General features: G+C 72.9%; 14 protein-coding genes. 9 read left to right on the forward strand and 5 right to left on the reverse strand.

Annotated elements, in window-relative coordinates:
- Positions 1-6 precede the first annotated feature (6 nt).
- Together GA0070618_RS20755 and GA0070618_RS20760 are read left to right on the forward strand one after the other, a co-directional pair.
- Positions 7-816, forward strand: a complete 810-nt coding sequence (locus GA0070618_RS20755; protein WP_088983133.1) for a TrmH family RNA methyltransferase — start codon at positions 7-9, stop codon at positions 814-816.
- Between the two features lie 51 nt (positions 817-867).
- Positions 868-2,541 (forward strand): PucR family transcriptional regulator, encoded by a 1,674-nt coding sequence (locus tag GA0070618_RS20760; RefSeq protein ID WP_462358808.1) that lies wholly within the window; start codon positions 868-870, stop codon positions 2,539-2,541.
- Positions 2,542-2,603: 62 nt separating this feature from the next.
- Here the strand turns inward: GA0070618_RS20760 and GA0070618_RS20765 are convergent, their stop codons facing one another.
- A complete protein-coding gene (locus GA0070618_RS20765) occupies positions 2,604-3,461 on the reverse strand; it encodes a sulfotransferase domain-containing protein (protein ID WP_088983135.1) in 858 nt (285 codons plus the stop codon).
- A 217-nt stretch (positions 3,462-3,678) separates the two neighbouring features.
- On the reverse strand, positions 3,679-5,028 hold the full coding sequence (locus tag GA0070618_RS20770; protein ID WP_088983136.1) for a hypothetical protein: 1,350 nt from the start codon (positions 5,026-5,028) through the stop codon (positions 3,679-3,681).
- A gap of 54 nt (positions 5,029-5,082) precedes the next feature.
- Between GA0070618_RS20770 and murD the strand changes: the two genes are divergently transcribed.
- From murD to GA0070618_RS20785, 3 genes are all read left to right on the forward strand, one after another.
- Positions 5,083-6,426 carry a UDP-N-acetylmuramoyl-L-alanine--D-glutamate ligase gene (murD, locus tag GA0070618_RS20775; RefSeq protein WP_088983137.1) on the forward strand — a complete coding sequence of 448 codons (1,344 nt, stop codon included), beginning with the start codon at positions 5,083-5,085 and terminating at the stop codon, positions 6,424-6,426.
- A 71-nt stretch (positions 6,427-6,497) separates the two neighbouring features.
- Positions 6,498-7,409 (forward strand): AzlC family ABC transporter permease, encoded by a 912-nt coding sequence (locus GA0070618_RS20780; protein ID WP_088983138.1) that lies wholly within the window; start codon positions 6,498-6,500, stop codon positions 7,407-7,409.
- Positions 7,409-7,708: an AzlD domain-containing protein gene (locus GA0070618_RS20785; RefSeq protein ID WP_088983139.1), complete on the forward strand. Its 300-nt coding sequence runs from the start codon at positions 7,409-7,411 to the stop codon at positions 7,706-7,708. Before GA0070618_RS20780 ends, GA0070618_RS20785 begins: the two co-directional genes overlap by 1 nt.
- 168 nt (positions 7,709-7,876) lie before the next feature.
- Here the strand turns inward: GA0070618_RS20785 and GA0070618_RS20790 are convergent, their stop codons facing one another.
- From GA0070618_RS20790 to GA0070618_RS20800, 3 genes are all read right to left on the reverse strand, one after another.
- Positions 7,877-8,359, reverse strand: a complete 483-nt coding sequence (locus GA0070618_RS20790) for a GNAT family N-acetyltransferase (protein WP_088985695.1) — start codon at positions 8,357-8,359, stop codon at positions 7,877-7,879.
- Between the two features lie 187 nt (positions 8,360-8,546).
- The gene (locus tag GA0070618_RS20795; protein ID WP_088983140.1) at positions 8,547-10,061 is read right to left on the reverse strand and encodes an acyltransferase family protein; all 1,515 of its coding nucleotides are present in this window, start codon (positions 10,059-10,061) and stop codon (positions 8,547-8,549) included.
- 111 nt (positions 10,062-10,172) lie between these two features.
- Complete coding sequence (locus GA0070618_RS20800; RefSeq protein WP_088983141.1) at positions 10,173-11,162, reverse strand: N-acetylglucosamine kinase; 990 nt, start codon at positions 11,160-11,162, stop codon at positions 10,173-10,175.
- A 202-nt stretch (positions 11,163-11,364) separates the two neighbouring features.
- Here GA0070618_RS20800 and GA0070618_RS20805 point away from each other — a divergent pair, with 202 nt between their 5' ends.
- From GA0070618_RS20805 to GA0070618_RS20820, 4 genes are all read left to right on the forward strand, one after another.
- Positions 11,365-12,324 carry a MurR/RpiR family transcriptional regulator gene (locus GA0070618_RS20805; RefSeq protein ID WP_088983142.1) on the forward strand — a complete coding sequence of 320 codons (960 nt, stop codon included), beginning with the start codon at positions 11,365-11,367 and terminating at the stop codon, positions 12,322-12,324.
- 136 nt (positions 12,325-12,460) lie between these two features.
- Complete coding sequence (gene ngcE, locus GA0070618_RS20810) at positions 12,461-13,894, forward strand: N-acetylglucosamine/diacetylchitobiose ABC transporter substrate-binding protein (RefSeq protein WP_088983143.1); 1,434 nt, start codon at positions 12,461-12,463, stop codon at positions 13,892-13,894.
- Positions 13,895-13,930: 36 nt separating this feature from the next.
- On the forward strand, positions 13,931-14,842 hold the full coding sequence (locus GA0070618_RS20815) for a carbohydrate ABC transporter permease (RefSeq protein ID WP_088983144.1): 912 nt from the start codon (positions 13,931-13,933) through the stop codon (positions 14,840-14,842).
- Between the two features lie 11 nt (positions 14,843-14,853).
- A complete protein-coding gene (locus GA0070618_RS20820) occupies positions 14,854-15,783 on the forward strand; it encodes a carbohydrate ABC transporter permease (RefSeq protein WP_088983145.1) in 930 nt (309 codons plus the stop codon).
- Positions 15,784-15,959 lie beyond the last annotated feature (176 nt).

A 15,959-nucleotide genomic window follows, 5' to 3' on the forward strand; every position in this document is an offset into this window, starting at 1 on the left:
CCTCCGGTGCCCGTCCACCAGATCACCGACCCCGACGACGACCGGATCGCCGACTACCGGGCGTTGACCGACGTCGAGCTGCGCACCCGCTGGGAGCCGCCGCACGGACTCTTCATCGCCGAGGGGGAGTTGGTGCTGCGGCGGGCGCTGCGGGCCGGCTACCCGCCCCGGTCGTTCCTGGTCGACGCCAAACGGGTCGACCAGCTCGCCGACCTGGACACCGGCGACGCCCCGGTCTACGCGGCCACCCCGGACGTGCTGGAACGGGCCACCGGCTTCCACGTGCACCGGGGAGTGCTCGCCTCGTTCCGCCGCCTGCCCCTGCCCAGCCCGGCTGACCTGCTCGCCACCGCCCGCCGGGTGGTGATCCTGGAGGACGTCAACAACCACACCAACCTGGGGGCGATCTTCCGGGCGGTGGCCGCGCTCGGGGTGGACGGGGTGCTGCTCTCCCCGTCCTGCGCGGACCCGCTCTACCGGCGCAGCGTCCGGGTCAGCATGGGCGAGGTGTTCGCCGTGCCGTACGCCAAGCTGGAGCCCTGGCCGGACGGCCTGGCGCAGGTCCGCGCGGCCGGGTTCACGGTGCTGGCCATGACCCCCGCGCCGGACGCGGTGCCGATCCAGCGGCTCACCACGGGCCAGCGCGCCCGGGCCGCGCTGCTCCTCGGCGCGGAGGGCCCCGGACTGAGCCGGGCCGCGCAGGCCGCCAGCGACGTCCGGGTGGTGATCCCGATGCGCCGCAACGTCGACTCGCTCAACGTCGCCGCCGCCACCGCCGTGGCCTGCTGGGAGTTGGGCCGCGACGACCCACTGTGAGCACGTCGGGCCTGGCCAGCCGGGTAGGTCACGCACGGTAGCGTGTCGCCCGTGTTCCCTACCGTCCGTGAGGTGCTGGCGCTGGACCCGGTCCGGCACGGTGCGCCGCGCCTGGTCGCCGGGGAGAAGGCGGTGGACCGGCCGGTGCGCTGGGTGCACGTCGCCGAGGTGCCGGACATCGCCACCCTGCTGCGCGGGGGTGAACTGGTCCTCACCACCGGCATCGGACTGCCCGCCGACGACGCCGGGCTGCGCGCGTTCATCGAGACGCTCGCCGACGTCCGGGTCTCCGGCCTCGTCGTCGAGCTGGGCCGCCGCTACTTCGGCGGGGTGCCCCGGGCGATGGCCGCCGCCGCCGCGCGACGCGGACTGCCCCTGGTGGAGCTGCGCCGGGCCACGCCGTTCGTGCGGATCACCGAGGCGGTGCACGCGCTGATCGTCGACGCCCAGCTGCACGAGCTGCGCGCCACCGAGGAGATCCACCAGCGGTTCACCGAACTGTCGGTCTCCGGGGCGGGGCCGCAGGAGGTGGTCCGGCAGGCCGCCGAGCTGGCCGGCTGCCCGGTGGTGCTGGAGAACCTCGCCCGCCAGGTGCTCGCCTACGACCCGGCGGGGGAGAGCGCCGAACTGCTGCTCGACGGCTGGGAACAGCACTCCCGGCGGATCCAACCGGCCGGGCGCACCGCGTACGACGCGGACAGCGGCTGGCTGGTCACCACGGTCGGCGCGCGGGAACAGGACTGGGGACGGCTGCTGCTGCGCTGGCCGGGCCGGGAGGCGGCCACCGCCCCGCCCGGTGGGACCACCCCGCCGACCCGGCTGACCATCCTGGTCGAACGGGCCGCCTCCACCCTGGCGCTCGGACGGCTGATCCGCCGGGACGCCGAAGGGCTGGAACGGCAGCTGCACCGGACCCTGCTCACCGCCCTGCTCGACCACTCCCGACCGGTGGACGAGGTGGCCCTGCGGGCCCGCGCGATCGGGGTCACCCTGGACCGGCGGCACCTGGTCGGCGTGGTGGTCCGGCACCGCGCCGATGACGGGGAGGACGGGCCGGAGGAAGCCGGCCCGGCGCGGCTGCGGGATCTCGCCGAGGCCGTCGGCCAGGCGTTACGGGAGGCGAAGCTGACCGCGCTGACCAGCGCGCTGGACGACCAGGCGGTGGGGGCGCTGCTCGCGCTCGCCGACCCCAGCGCCGAGGCGAAAGCGCTGGCCGCGTTCGCCGCCGCGTTGCGCCGGGTACGCGTCGACGCCCGTCCCGCCCCGGGCACGCCCGGCGCGGTGCTCGTGGCGGCCGGCTCCGGGGTGGGCAGCCTGCGGGAGGCCCACCGGTCGCTGGTCGAGGCGCGACAGGTCGCCGACGCCGCCCGCCGGGACCGGCGGGACCTCCCGGTGTTCCGGCTGCCGCACGTCGGCCTCGCCGGGCTGTTGCACCTGCTGCGGGAGGACCCCCGGGTGCAGACCTTCGTGGAGCGGGAACTCGGGCCGCTGCTGGCGTACGACGCCCGGCACCCCCGGGACCAACTGCTCGGGACCCTGCGGGCCTACCTGGAGCAGGGCCGGAACAAGTCCGCGGCGGCGGTCGCCGCGCACCTGTCCCGGCCGGCGTTCTACGAGCGGCTGGCCCGGATCGCCCGCATCCTCGACGTCGACCTGGACTCGGTGGACGCCTGCCTCTCCCTGCACGTCGCCCTGCTCGCCCTGGACGCCGTCCGCGCCCGCTGACCGCCGGCCGCCGAATGTCGTCGAGTTGGGCGCATGGCGGGCGACACTCTCAAGGAGTCTGGTCAACGCGCCGGGTAGCCGAGAACCTCCACGAGGTCGCCCGTCGCCGCGGTGAAAGCCTCGTAGAGTTCGTCGTCGAAGTGGTTGCGCCAGTCGCCGGCCTTGCCCTTCCGGTAGTGGGAGATCTGCCCCGCGCTCTCCCGGTCCTTCTTCATCTTGGAGAAGCTGTAGCGGGCGAGGAGATCCTCCAGTTCGGACGGCGGCACGGTGATTCCGCAGTGCCGCAGCAACTGGTCCATTTCGTCCATCTGCCGTTCGCCGGTCAGGTCCTCGTAACGGAACAGGCGGATGGTCTCGGATTTCGGGGCGACCGCCCAGGACCGGAGCTGCTTGAAGGTGTATCTCTCGGAGAGGCGGTTGATGCAGTACAGCAACCCTTCCTTCATCGGCTTCTCGCGCAGGATCTTCCGGGCCTGCAGGATGTCACCCATCGGGGCGTGTGAGTTCCTGAGGGAGAAGTAGCTGGAGATGACGATGTCGCGCGGGTCGCGGATCACGAAGAACGCGCGGTAGGTGCCGGGTTTGACGATCTGCTCGAAGCGTGGGTAGGAGTGGAAAAGGGCCAGGGCCGCACGACCGCGCGGAACGACCGGCAGCGACCGGCGCTTGTAGAAGCGCGGATCGTAGGGCAGCAGACCGGAATGACGGTAGACGGTGGGATCACTGAACAGGGCCTTGATCCACTGGCTGCCCGTCTTGTGCACCGTACAGTGGTAGACGTTGTCGTACTCGCACCGCGAGACCACCGGAACGGTGAGCCGCATTCTGCTGTTCCGGGCTTCGAGTTGTGCTCGTCGCGCCAGAATGCGCATCTGGTTGGGTGTGTGGTGCTTGGCGAACTCGACAGTTCTTTTGATCATCGCTTAAGCCTTATTCGTACCCGCGGAGCAGGGGATTTCCAGTTGTCGTGCAGAGGGTCGTGCCGCTCGAAATCTCCAGGCTTGGCCTCTCCTCTCAAGGGCCGACACGACGGTAGGAATATCCCCGACGGTCCTATTCGTGTCAATCCCCGGCGGCGGGTGACCCCACGTGCCGACGGAGCGCAACCGGGTCGGCTCCGACGTTCGGCGGCGCGGGTCAGGCCAGCGCGTCCAGGGCCTTGGCGTACGCCGGGGGGACGAAGTTCGGCCCACCCGGGGTGAACACGTCGGAATCCGCCGCCGCCGACCACGCGGTGTCCGGTACCGCCTCGACCAGAGCGCGGACCACCGGAGCGTCCCGCCACTGCTCCTGCCCGGCCAGCAGGCTCAACGCCACCACCGACTCCTCGACCTCGCCGACGCACTCGAACGGCTTGTGTCCGTCCACGCCGAGCAGTTCCCGGTAGCCGGGGATCTGCGTGTCGTCGGCGAGCAGGTCGCCGCCGAAGATGTGGGTGATCCGCTCACGGGGCATGAACGGGGCGAGGGCGAGGAAGACGAACCGGCACTTCGGGCAGTCCCGGCACCAGCGGGCGCTCGGGTCGTGCAGTTTGAACGCCGCGTTGCAGCTGGTCACCACGTCGTCGTACCGGGTGAAGGCGGCGAAGAGACGGGCGATGTGCAGCTCCGACAGCGAGCGCAGCAGCGAGAAGTACGGCTCGGTGAGGCCGGCGTGCTCGGCGAGCGCGGCCCGCAGCAGCCCCTCCGCCTCGACACCCTTGGACCACTGGTGGTTGATCTCGTGACCGTTCCAGACCAGGTTCGGGTCGGAGGCGGAGCGCTCGTTGGACATGACCACCGGTCCGAGTCCGTGCAGCACCGCGGTGGCCACGGCGATCAGTGAGTTGATCGCGGTGACCGGGATGTGCCCGTTGAGCGCGCCGGCCTTGTTCAGCTCGAACAGCGTCGGGTCGAGCCGCCGCCGGGCGGCGAGCGGGGTCAACCCGGACGCCGCGTTCACCGCGTCGATCACATGGTTCGGGTTGACCGAGAAGGGCACCGGCTCCATGCCGGCCCGGCGCAGCGCCTCCAGGCTGACGATGGAGTCCTTCCCACCGCCCACCGCCGAGAGGGGACGCCGGTCGGTGGTGTCCACCGGGGCCGCCGGGGACACCGACCCGGTCGGGATCTCCGGGGCCAGCTCCAGCACGTGCGGCAGCTGGTTGCGGTAGGCGTACTCGGCGAGGCCCTTGGTGTAGACGGCGGTGAGCCAGCCGGCGGCGGCCGAACCGAGCGGCGCGGGCGCGACCAGGCGGGGCGGGGCGGCGGCCTTGTAGTAGCTCACCCCGGCGGCCAGGTGCAGCAGGTCCAGCACCCGGTCGAGGGTGGCGAGGGTGGCTTCCGACGGTGGCTCGGGCGGTGGCGGAAGGGCGATCACCTCGGTGAATCGCCGCTCACCGTCCGGGCCGGTCAGCGCGTAGTCGAGACGCACCTCGCCGGTGGCCGGGTCGATCGAGCGGGCCGGGAAGGTGAAGGCATCCATCCGCCGGAGCTGTTCGTTGGGCACACGCCATACTAGGCCGTGACAAATGAGCCCGTACCCGGCTGGAGGAGATCCCCTGTGCGCCTGTCTGACCTGCGCGGACGGTCCGTCGCTGTCTGGGGCACCGGCCGGGAGGGCCGGGCCGCGGTGACCGCCGTCGCGGCGCACGGCCCGGCGGCGCTGGTCGCCGTCGACGACAGCGCGAACTTCCTGTCGCTGGACTGGTCCGGGCCGCTGGCCGAGGCCGCGCCGCTGGTCACCGGGGAGGAGGGCTTCGCCCGGCTGGCCGCCGCCGACGTGGTGGTCCGCTCGCCGGGGGTGCCGCAGACCCACCCGTGGCTGGTCGAGCTGCGCCGCCGGGGCAGCACGGTCACCGGCGGCAGCGCCCTCTGGATGGCCGACCACGCCGCCCGCACCGTCGGGGTGACCGGCAGCAAGGGTAAGAGCACCACGTCCAGTCTGATCAGCCACCTGCTCACCGCGCTCGGCCGGCCGAACGTGTTCGGCGGCAACATCGGGGTGCCCCTGCTCGACCTGCCGGAGGCCGAGCTGTACGTGCTGGAGCTGTCGAGCTACCAGTGCAGCGACCTGACCGACTCGCCCCGGGTGGCGGTGGTCACCGCGCTGTTCCCGGAACACCTGGACGCGCACGGCGGCGAGCGGGAGTACTACCGGGACAAGCTCAACCTGCTCGCCCACGGCCCGGAGACGGTGGTGGTCAACGGCACCGACGAGCGCCTCGCCGCCGAGCTGGGCGACCGGCCGGCGGTGCGCGCCGGCCGTCCCGACGGCTTCCATGTCGCCCCCGGCCCGGACGGCACCCCGTGGTTCCACGCCGCCGACCGACCGTTGTTCGCCCGTACGACGCTGCCGCTGGTCGGCGCGCACAACGCGGGCAACCTCTGCGTGGCCCTGGCGGTGCTCGACGCGCTCGGCGTGGACGTGCCGGCCCGGTCCGACGAGGTCGCGGCGGCGGTCACCGCCTTCCAGGGGCTCGCCCACCGGCTCACCGAGATCGCCGACCCGTCGGGGCTGACCTTCGTCGACGACACGCTCGCCACCAGCCCGTACGCGGCGATGCACGCGATCGACGCGTACGCGGCCCGCCCGTTGACGGTGATCGTCGGGGGCACCGACCGGGGGCTGGACTACACCCCGCTCCGGGAGCACCTGGCCGACCGGGAGCTCACCGTGATCGGCATCCCGGACAGCGGTTCCCGGATCGTCGAGGCCCTCGCCGGGCTGCCCCGGGTGCGTACCGAACTCGCCGACGACCTGGTCGCGGCGGTCCGACTGTCCCGCAAGCTCACCCCCGCCGACGGGGTGGTGCTGCTCTCCCCGGCCGCGCCGAGCTACGGCCGGTTCCGCAACTTCGAGCACCGTTCCGAGGTGTTCGCCGAGGCCGTCCGGGACACCGCCTGACCTGCCCTTCCGGCCCGCCGGCATGATGGGCACCGCCGGGAGCGGGGCGACCCGGCGGAAGGGGGGACGGCGTGGACGTCGCGGTGGTCGACCAGGAGTGGCCGAAGGCCCGGCGGGCGGTGCTGGCCGACGCGGCCGGGGTGGGGGTCGCGGTCGGTGCGCTGGGGTTGTCGTTCGGGGCCCTGGCGGTGGTGTCCGGGTTCTCGGTGTGGCAGGCGTGTGCGCTGTCGCTGTTGATGTTCTCCGGGGCGTCCCAGTTCGCGGTGATCGGTGTGCTGGCGGCCGGTGGTGGGGCGCTCACCGGAGCGGCCACCGCCACGCTGCTGGGGGTACGCAACGCCCTCTACGGGCTCAACCTCTCGTCGCTGCTGCGGGTGCGCGGCCTGCGTCGGCTGTTCGGCGCGCAACTCGTCATCGACGAGAGTTCGGCGATGGCGCTGGTCCGGGACGATCCCCGGCAGGCCCGGCTGGCGTTCTGGGCCACCGGCACCTCGGTCTTCGTGTTCTGGAACGTGGCCACCCTGGTCGGGGCGTTCGGCGCACAGGTGCTGCCCGACCCGGAGGCGCTCGGACTCGACGTGGCCGCCCCGGCGGCGTTCCTCGCCCTGCTGATGCCCCGGCTGCGCAACCGGCGTCTCTGGGCGGTGGCCATCGCCGCCGCCGCGACGGCGCTGCTCACCGTCCCGGTGCTGCCCGCCGGTCTCCCGGTGCTGGCCGCCGGACTGGTCGCGGTGGCGGTGGCCCTGCGCGGCCGACGCGACCGCCCCGACGGCGGCCCGACCGGCGCGGACCAGCCGGAGGGTGCCGGGCCGACCGGCACGGACCGGCCGGAGACTGCCGTCCCGAGCGGCGTGGACCGGCCGGAGGGTGCCGTCCCGAGCAGCGTGGACCAGCCGGAGGGTGCCGGGCCGACCGGCACGGACCGGCCGGACGGTGCCGGGACCGCGCCGGTGCCGGCCCTCGGTCGGGACGGTGACCGCTGATGTGGACCGCGATCCTGCTGGGCACCCTCGGCGTCTACCTGCTCAAGCTCGTCGGCCTGGCCGTGCCCCGGTCGGTGCTGGAGAAACCCCAGGTGGAGGAGGCCTCGGCGCTGCTGCCGGTGGCCCTGCTGGCCGCCCTCGTCGCGGTGCAGACCTTCGCCACCGGGTCGCACCTGGCGCTGGACGCCCGGGCGGCCGGGTTCGCCGTCGCCCTGGTGGCCGTGCTGCTGCGCGCGCCCTTCCTGCTGGTGGTCGCGCTCGGCGCGGGCACCGCCGCCCTGCTGCGTCTGCTCACCTGACCCCGGCGGCGGCGGGCCGGGGATACCCGGACGGCGGGCCGGGGATGCCCGGACGGCGGTGGCCGGCGTCAGCCCGAGTCAGGGCACCGTCGGCGGGGTCGACTCCGGTCAGGGTGCCGTCGGCGGGGCCGACTCCGGTCCAGGAACCGCTGCCGGGATCAACTCGGGTCAGGGCGTGGCGGTCGGCGTCAGCTCGGCGACGATCTCGTCGTCCTCGGTGTCGCCGGTCGGCCGGAAGCCGGCCGACTCGTAGAGCCGCCGGGCCGGGGTGTTCTCCGGGTGGTACGACAGCCGGATCGCCCGGCATCCCGGCTGCTCCGCCAGCCAGGCCGTGACGGTCCGCAGGAGAGCCGACCCGAGTCCCCGGCCCTGCTCGGCGGCGTCGACGACCATGCCGCCGAGCCAGTACGAGCCGTCCTCGTCCACGCCCCACATCACGTGCCCGACCACCGTGTCGTCGGCGTGGACGGCCAACGACCGCCACACGTCCTCGCGGGTGGAGAGCAGCAGGTAGCGGGCGGCCAGGGCGGCGACGAACCGGCGTTGGTCGTCGCGGGGCGCGACGTCGGCGACGGCACGCCAGTTGTCGTCGTTCACCTCACGCAGGGTGACGAGTCGTCCGGTCCGGTCGCGGAGTCCGTAGTCGATCACCGGCAGATGGTAGGCCGGACCGGGTGTGACCACGAGCGGGTTTCCGACGCCCCACACGGGGCCGCGCGGATCGGCGCACGTCGACCGTCGGCGTGGACGGGCGCGTCCGGCCCTGACCGACACCGCGCTGCGGCATGTCGGGGTGTCCGGCCGGGCGGATGCCCCGACATGCCGCATGTCGAGTTGATCAGCGGGGCGAGCCGGGCGGCGTCGGGTCGCGGGTGCCGGGCCACTCCCGCAGCAGCCGCAGCACTCCCGCCCCGACCAGGTAGGTCAGCAGCGCCGGAACCGGCAGCCCGAGCGGTTCGGCGGCGTGGCGTGGGGTCACCGCGTTGACCGCGAGCGCGGCGACCACGGCGACGAAGCCCACCACCGCGAGGGCGGCGCGGATCCGGGGTGGTGGGTGCCGGCGGGCCGGCCGGTCCCGGGAACCCGGTCCAGCGTCCGGGTCCCGGGAATCCGGTCCGGTGCCTGGGCCCCGGGGACCTGGGCCGTCGTGCCGCTGCGGGGGACGCGGCCGGGCTGTCGGTTCGCCCCGGGCCGGCCGCCGCCCTTTGGAGGCCCGCACTGGGCGCCGCCCGGTGCGGGCCTCCACCGGGCCGAAGACCGCGACCAGCACCGCCAGCACCACCGAGAGCATCAGCAGCCACGGCACGCGCCAGGCGAACCAGGCCGGTGAGCCCACCGGCGGGGTGGGCAGCAGACCCACCGCGTCGAGGCCGCCGACCAGCAGGATCGCCGCGCTCAGGTGCCAGAGGAAGACGGTCAGCACCACCGCGTTGACCGCGATCACCGCCTGCCAGGGGCCGGGGCGGCGCAGCCAGCGTTCGGCCGGTCCGCGGAGCACCATGACCAGCCCGACCTGGGTGGTGGCCAGGACGAGCAGCGCCAGGCTCGGTGGCGCGGCGTTGTCCAGCCGCTCACCCGGGATGTTGATCATGCTGATCGGGTACGGGCCGACGGTGGTCAGGGCCACCAGCGTGGCCAACCCGCCGAGCAGCAGCGTCCACCCGAGCCGTCGGGTCGGTGGGAACCGGAGACCGACCCCACGGCGGGCGTCGTACCAGGCGTAGCCGAGCTGGTGCACGGCGAGCCAGCCGAACAGGTAGTTGCCGACCGCGAGTCCGGGCCGGTCGGCGAGCCGGGCCAGGTCGCCGAGACCGACCAGGGCCGCAAACGCCAGGGGCACGGCCAGCCCGTACCGCCGGTGCAGGGCGTAGGTGAGCGGGGTCAGCGGGACGACGAGCAGGTAGGCGGCGAGGAACCACAGCGGCACGGTGGCGAACCAGACCACGGTACGGGTCAGCGACGGATCGACCCCGGCCAGGCGGGCGACCAGCGCACCGGCGGCGAGCACCAGGACGAGGACGGTGGTCGGCCGGACCAGCCGGGCGCTGCGGTCGAGCAACCAGTCGGCGGCGTCCCCGCCCCGGGCGCGGCGGGCGGCCAGCGAGGCGGCGTTGGCGAAACCGCCCACGACGAAGAAGACCGGCATCACCTGGACCAGCCAGGTCAGCGGGTACGCCCAGGGCAGGTCGGGCAGGGCGGAGCGGCCGGTGGGCCGTCCGGCCGCGTCGTGTCCGACGACGGCGACGGCCCAGTGCCCGAGGACGACGGCGGTGATCGCCACCGCGCGGAGCAGGTCGACGTACCGTTCCCGGTCGGCCGGGGTCCGCTCGGCGAGCTGCCGCAGGCGGCGCATGGCGTCAGGCTATGCCACCCGGGCGGGCCCGGCAGCCCGGTCGAGGTCGCCGGCCGGGGCGCGGATGGTCCGTCGAGGCGGAAGGCCCGGCCGAGATCCTCGACGATCCGGTCAGGCCGCCGGTCGTACCAGCAGCGCGTGCAGCGCGGCCGGATCCGCCACCCCGGGCAGGTCGCGGGCGGCTAGCCAGGCGGCTGCCGCCGCGCCGTCGCCGGCCCGCCGCAGGGGCGCGTGCGGCCATCGGCGGCGCAGTTCGGCCTGGAGCGCGGTGGCCAGCGGGGTGTCCCCGGTGAGCAGTCCGCCGCCGAGGACGAGCGGATCGCCTGCGTCCGGTGGGCGGATCCGGGAGGCGCTCTCCGCGAGGTGTCCGGCGGCCTCGCCGACGATGGCGACGGCGGTCGGCTCGTCCTGGCGGGCGGCGTCGACGACCAGCGGGGCCAGCCGCGCCAGCTCGACCGGGGAGCGTCGGGTGACCGCCTGGACCAGCGCGTCGACGGTGTCCCGGGGGCGGGGGGCGACCTCGGCGTGTCCGAGCAGTTCGGTGAGGACGCGGGCGCCGAGCGGTCCGGGCCGGTGGGCACGGTCCAGGTCGGCCAGCACCCGCCGGACCGCCTCGCGGCCCAGCCAGAAGCCGGAGCCGGCGTCGCCCAGCAGCCAGCCGTGTCCGTCGGCGATCCGGTCCAGCTCCAGTCCGCGAACCCGGGCGGCGACGGCCCCGGTCCCGGCGATCAGTACGGTGCCGTCCGGGTCGGGGGTGCCGGAGGCGTAGGCGACCAGGGCGTCCTTCTGCACCGTGTACGGGCAGCGCAGGCCGGCGTCGTGCCAGGCCCGGTCGAAGGCGTCCCGGCCGGCGGGGTCGGCGAGGAGCCGGCCCGCCCCGGCCAGCCCGATCACCCCGGCGGCGACCCGGGCGGGGTCGACGTCGGTGAGCGCCGCGCGCAGGGCGGTGCGGAGCTCGGTGGCGGCCCGCTCGGCGCCGTGGCTGGTGGGGTTGCCGCCCCCGGCGCGGCCGGTGCCGAGTCGTTCCCCGGTGGTGGTGACGACCGCGGCCCGGGTGGAGGTGCCGCCGACGTCCAGGCCGACCACGATGCTGCCGGACATGCCGTTGAACCTCCCGGGGGATCGTCGCTGCGGCGATTCATGCTGGTCGACCCGGGTGCGCCTGGCAAGGTCGAGCCGGACCACGGAGGGTGTGGTCCAGGTAACAGTTTGAAAACTTCGCCCACGGCCTTGACATGGAGGGCCCTTCAGTAAGAACTTTTACCACTAACGGTTAACACTCTTTTCAGAAAGGCGGACCCCGATGGTCGGTCACGAGGTGGACACCACCGCGGCTGCGGTGGTCCACACCGACGGGCCCGACCGCCGGGTCCCGCTCGGGGTCGCCTCCGACGGTGTGCTGGCCCGCGTCCGTGCCGGCGCGGGTGAGCTGACCGGGGCGCTGCGCCGGGTCGCCGAGCACGTGCTCAGCGACCCGGAGGCGGCGGCCCGGGCCACCATCGTGGAACTCGCCGAACGCAGTGGCACGTCCCCGGCCACGGTCACCCGGTTCTGCCGGGCGATGGGCTTCGAGGGCTACGCCGACCTGCGGCTCGGTATCGCCGCCGAGACCGGTCGGTCCCGCTCCGCCGGCTGGACCGTCGACATCGGCCGGGAGATCCAGCCGGGCGACCCGCTCGAACGGGTGCTCGGGCAGATCATGGCCGCCGACACCCGGGCCATGCACGACACCGCCGCCCTGCTCGACCTGGCCGAGGTGGAACGCGCCGCCGTCGCCATCGCCGGGGCCGACCGGGTGAACATCTTCGGGGCCAGCGGCAGCGCGCTGGTCGGCGAGGAGATGCAGTTCAGCCTGCACCGCATCGGCGTGGCCGCGTGGGCCTGGAACGACGTGCACGAAGGGCTGGCCAGTGCCGCGCTGCTGCGCCCCGGCGACGTGGCGCTGGGCATCTCGCACACCGGGCAGACCCGGGAGACCATCGAGATGCTCGCCGAGGCAGGCAGCCGGGGCGCGACCACCGTCGCGCTGACCGGCTTCCCCCGCTCGCCCCTGGCCGAACTGGCCGACGTCGTCCTGCTGACCGCCAGCCAGGCCACCACCTTCCGTCCCGACGCGTTGTCCGCCCGCCACCCCCAGCTCGTCGTGCTCGACCTGCTCTACGTGGCGGTCGCGCAACGCACCCACGACCGCGCCCACGCGGCGTTCCGGCGTACCGCACAGGCGGTCGACGGGCACAAGGCCGCGCGGGGAGCCCTGCCATGACCCACGTCCGGTGGACCACCGGGCCGGCCCGCCGCACCGGCTGACCCGACCCACCGGTCCGCCGAGGGCCGTCACCCGGCCCGATCCGACCCGCACGCCACGCCCGATCCGACTTCCACGTCAAGGAGAGACGACGATGTCCGTTATCCCCGAGCTCCCGGCCGACCTGAGCCGCCGTACCGTGCTGCGCCGTGCCGCCGCCGTGGGCCTGCTGGCCACCCCGGCCGTCGGCCTGCTCAGCGGCTGTGTCGGCGGCGGCGACGACGAGCCGGTCGAGCAGGCCGCCGGCGAGAAGTCGGCCACCAACCCGCTGGGCGTCAAGGAGGACGCCCCGCTGGAGGTGGTCATCTTCAACGGCGGGCTGGGCACCAAGTACGCCACCGACGTGCACATCCCGTCGTACAAGAAGGCGTTCCCCAAGGCCGAGGTGAAGCACTCGGCGACCGAGGAGGTCGGCACCGTCCTCCAGCCCCGGTTCACCAGCAACACCCCGCCGGACATGGTCAACAACGCCGGCTCGAAGCTGATGGACCAGGGCGCGCTGGTGCAGGCCGGCCAGGTGCAGGACCTCACCGAGCTCTACGACGCCCCGTCGCTGGATGACCCGTCGAAGAAGGTGCGGGACCTGCTCATCCCGGGCACCGTCGAGCAGGGCACCTTCAACGGCAAGCCGTACGTGCTGAACTACGCGTTCACCGTCTTCGGCCTCTGGTACGACAGCGCGCTGTTCGAGAAGAACGGCTGGACCGCGCCGAAGACCTGGGCCGACTTCACCGCGCTCCTCGACAAGATCAAGGCCGCCGGGATCACGCCGTACTCGTACGCCGGCGCGAACGCCGCCTACTACCAGTACCTGGTCCTGCTCACCAGCGCCGCCAAGATCGGCGGCCCGGACGTGCTGAAGAACATCGACAACCTGGAGGACGGCGCCTGGCAGGCCGAGCCGGTCAAGCAGGCCGCCGCCGCGTGGGCCGAGATCGGCGCGAAGTACGGCAACAAGGCGCACCTGGGCCTCAAGCACACCGAGGTCCAGCTCCAGCAGAACCAGGGCAAGGTGGCGTTCTACCCCAGCGGCTCCTGGCTGGAGAACGAGCAGGCCAAGGACACCCCGCCCGGCTTCAAGTACGCGGTGATGCCGGTGCCGAGCGTGACCGCCTCGGACGCGCTGCCGCCGACCGCGATCTACGCGGCGGCCGGCGAGATGTACTTCGTCGCCGCCAAGGGCAAGAACCCGCGCGGCGGCATGGAGTACCTGCGGCACATGCTCTCCAAGGCCGGCGCGAAGGGCTTCACCGAGCTCACCAAGGTGCTCACGGTGGTCCAGGGCGCGGTCGACGGCGTCGACATCTCGCCCGGTCTGACCAGCGGCAACGCCATGCTGGCGGCGGCCGGCAAGGACTACTTCAGCTACCGCTTCGACGCCTGGTACAAGAAGCTCGACGACGAGGCCCGCGCCGCGACCAACGAGCTGATGTTCTCCGGGGGCACCGCGCAGAAGTTCTGCGACCGGATGCAGAAGGTCGCCGACGCGGTCAAGAAGGACTCCTCCATCGAGAAGTTCAAGCGCTGATCCGGGCGTAGCGAGGCGAGCGGAGACGAGACAACCATGCGGCATGGCAGGTACCCGTTCATCATCGGCTTCCTGGCGGCGCCGGTCGCGATCTACGTGACCTTCGTCCTGGGGCCGTACGCCCAGGCCTTCTACCTGGCCCTCACCAACTGGCGGGGGGTCAGCGCGAACCCGGAGTTCGTCGGTCTGGAGAACTTCACCCGGCTCCTGGACGACGACGTCTTCTGGAAGGCCATCCGGCACCACGGGCTCCTGCTGCTCGCCCTGCCGCTGCTCACGATCCTCCTCGCGCTCTTCTTCGCCTTCATGCTCAACGTGGGCGGGGGGAGCCGGGGCGGCGTGATGACCGGGGTCTGGGGGTCGAAGTTCTACCGGGTGGTGTTCTTCTTCCCCCAGGTCCTGGCGGTGGTCATCGTCGGGGTCATCTTCAGCCGGGTGTACGCCCCGGACGACAGCGGCCTGCTCAACGGAGCGCTGGGCGCGGTCGGCATCGACCCGGTGCTCTTCATGGCCGACCCGGACATCGCGCTCTGGTCGATCATCGCGGTGCTGGTCTGGCAGGCGGTCGGCTTCTACGTGGTGCTCTTCAGCGCCGGCATGTCCTCGGTGCCGAAGGACATCTACGAGGCGGCCACCATCGACGGGGCCGGACGGACGGCGATGTTCTTCAAGGTGACCCTGCCGCTGCTCTGGGACACCCTCCAGGTGGCCTGGGTCTACCTGGGCATCGCCGCCTTCGACGCCTTCGCCATCGTGCAGGTGCTCTCCGTCGACCAGGGCGGCCCCGACGGGGCCACCACCGTGCTCGGCATGGAGATCTACCGCAACGCGTTCAGCTACTCCCAGTTCGGCTACGCCTCGGCGATGGGCGTGGCGCTGTTCTTCCTGACGATCACGTTCGCCGCGCTCACCCTGCGCGTCAGCAAGCGTGACACGATCGAGCTGTAGAGGCGGCACCGATGACGACGGAGATCGCACCCAGCGCCCCGGCCGCCCCGGTCGGGTCCGCCCCGGGAGGCCGTAAGCACACCGCCGCCCGCCGGCAGCGCTCCGAGGTGGGACTGCTGACCGGACTGGGCCACCTGGCCCTGCTGGTCTGGGCGATCCTGGTGATCGCCCCGCTGCTCTGGACGATCCTCGCCTCGTTCAAGAGCAACACCGAGATCTTCCTCGGCAACCCGTTCGCGCTGCCCGGGACGTTCAACTTCGACAGCTACGTCCGGGCGTGGAGCGAGGCGAACGTCGGGCGGTACTTCCTCAACAGCGTCTTCGTGGTGACGCTGAGCACCACCGGCACCATGCTGCTCGGGTCGATGGCCGCGTACGTGCTGGCCCGCTACCCGTTCCCGGGCAACCGGGTGATCTACTACCTGTTCGTCTCCGGCCTGGCGTTCCCGGTCTTCCTCGCTCTGGTGCCGCTCTTCCTGGTGGTCAACAACCTCGGGCTGCTGAACACGTACACCGGGCTGGTCCTGGTCTACATCGCGTACTCGCTGCCGTTCACGGTGTTCTTCCTGGCCGCGTTCTTCAAGACGTTGCCGAACTCGGTGGCCGAGGCGGCGATGATCGACGGGGCCTCGCACACCCGGTTGTTCTTCCAGGTCATGATGCCGATGGCCCGGCCGGGCCTGGTCAGCATCGCGATCTTCAACGTGATCGGTCAGTGGAATCAGTACCTGCTGCCGGTGGCGCTGATGCAGGGCGAGGGGGCAGACCGCAAGTGGGTGCTCACCCAGGGCATCGCCAGCATCTCCACCTCCGCCGGCTACCAGGCCGACTGGGCGGCGCTCTTCGCGGCGCTCACCCTCTCCATCCTGCCGATGATCATCGTGTACGCGTTCTTCCAGCGGCAGATCCAGTCCGGCCTCACCGCCGGGGCGGTCAAGTAGCCCACCGTGGTCGCCGCGCGGCTGCCCGACCCTCGTCAGGTAGCCGCACGGCCCCGGCCGGCGCGTGGTGACGACCCGTCGTCGGCTGTCGCCGACACCGCCCCTCGGACCGGGTTCGGGTGCCCACATGCGCGCGGTGCCGATTCAACGCCACCCGTCCACGTCTGGTACGCGAA

This window comes from Micromonospora echinospora (assembly GCF_900091495.1).
Classification (GTDB): domain Bacteria; phylum Actinomycetota; class Actinomycetes; order Mycobacteriales; family Micromonosporaceae; genus Micromonospora; species Micromonospora echinospora.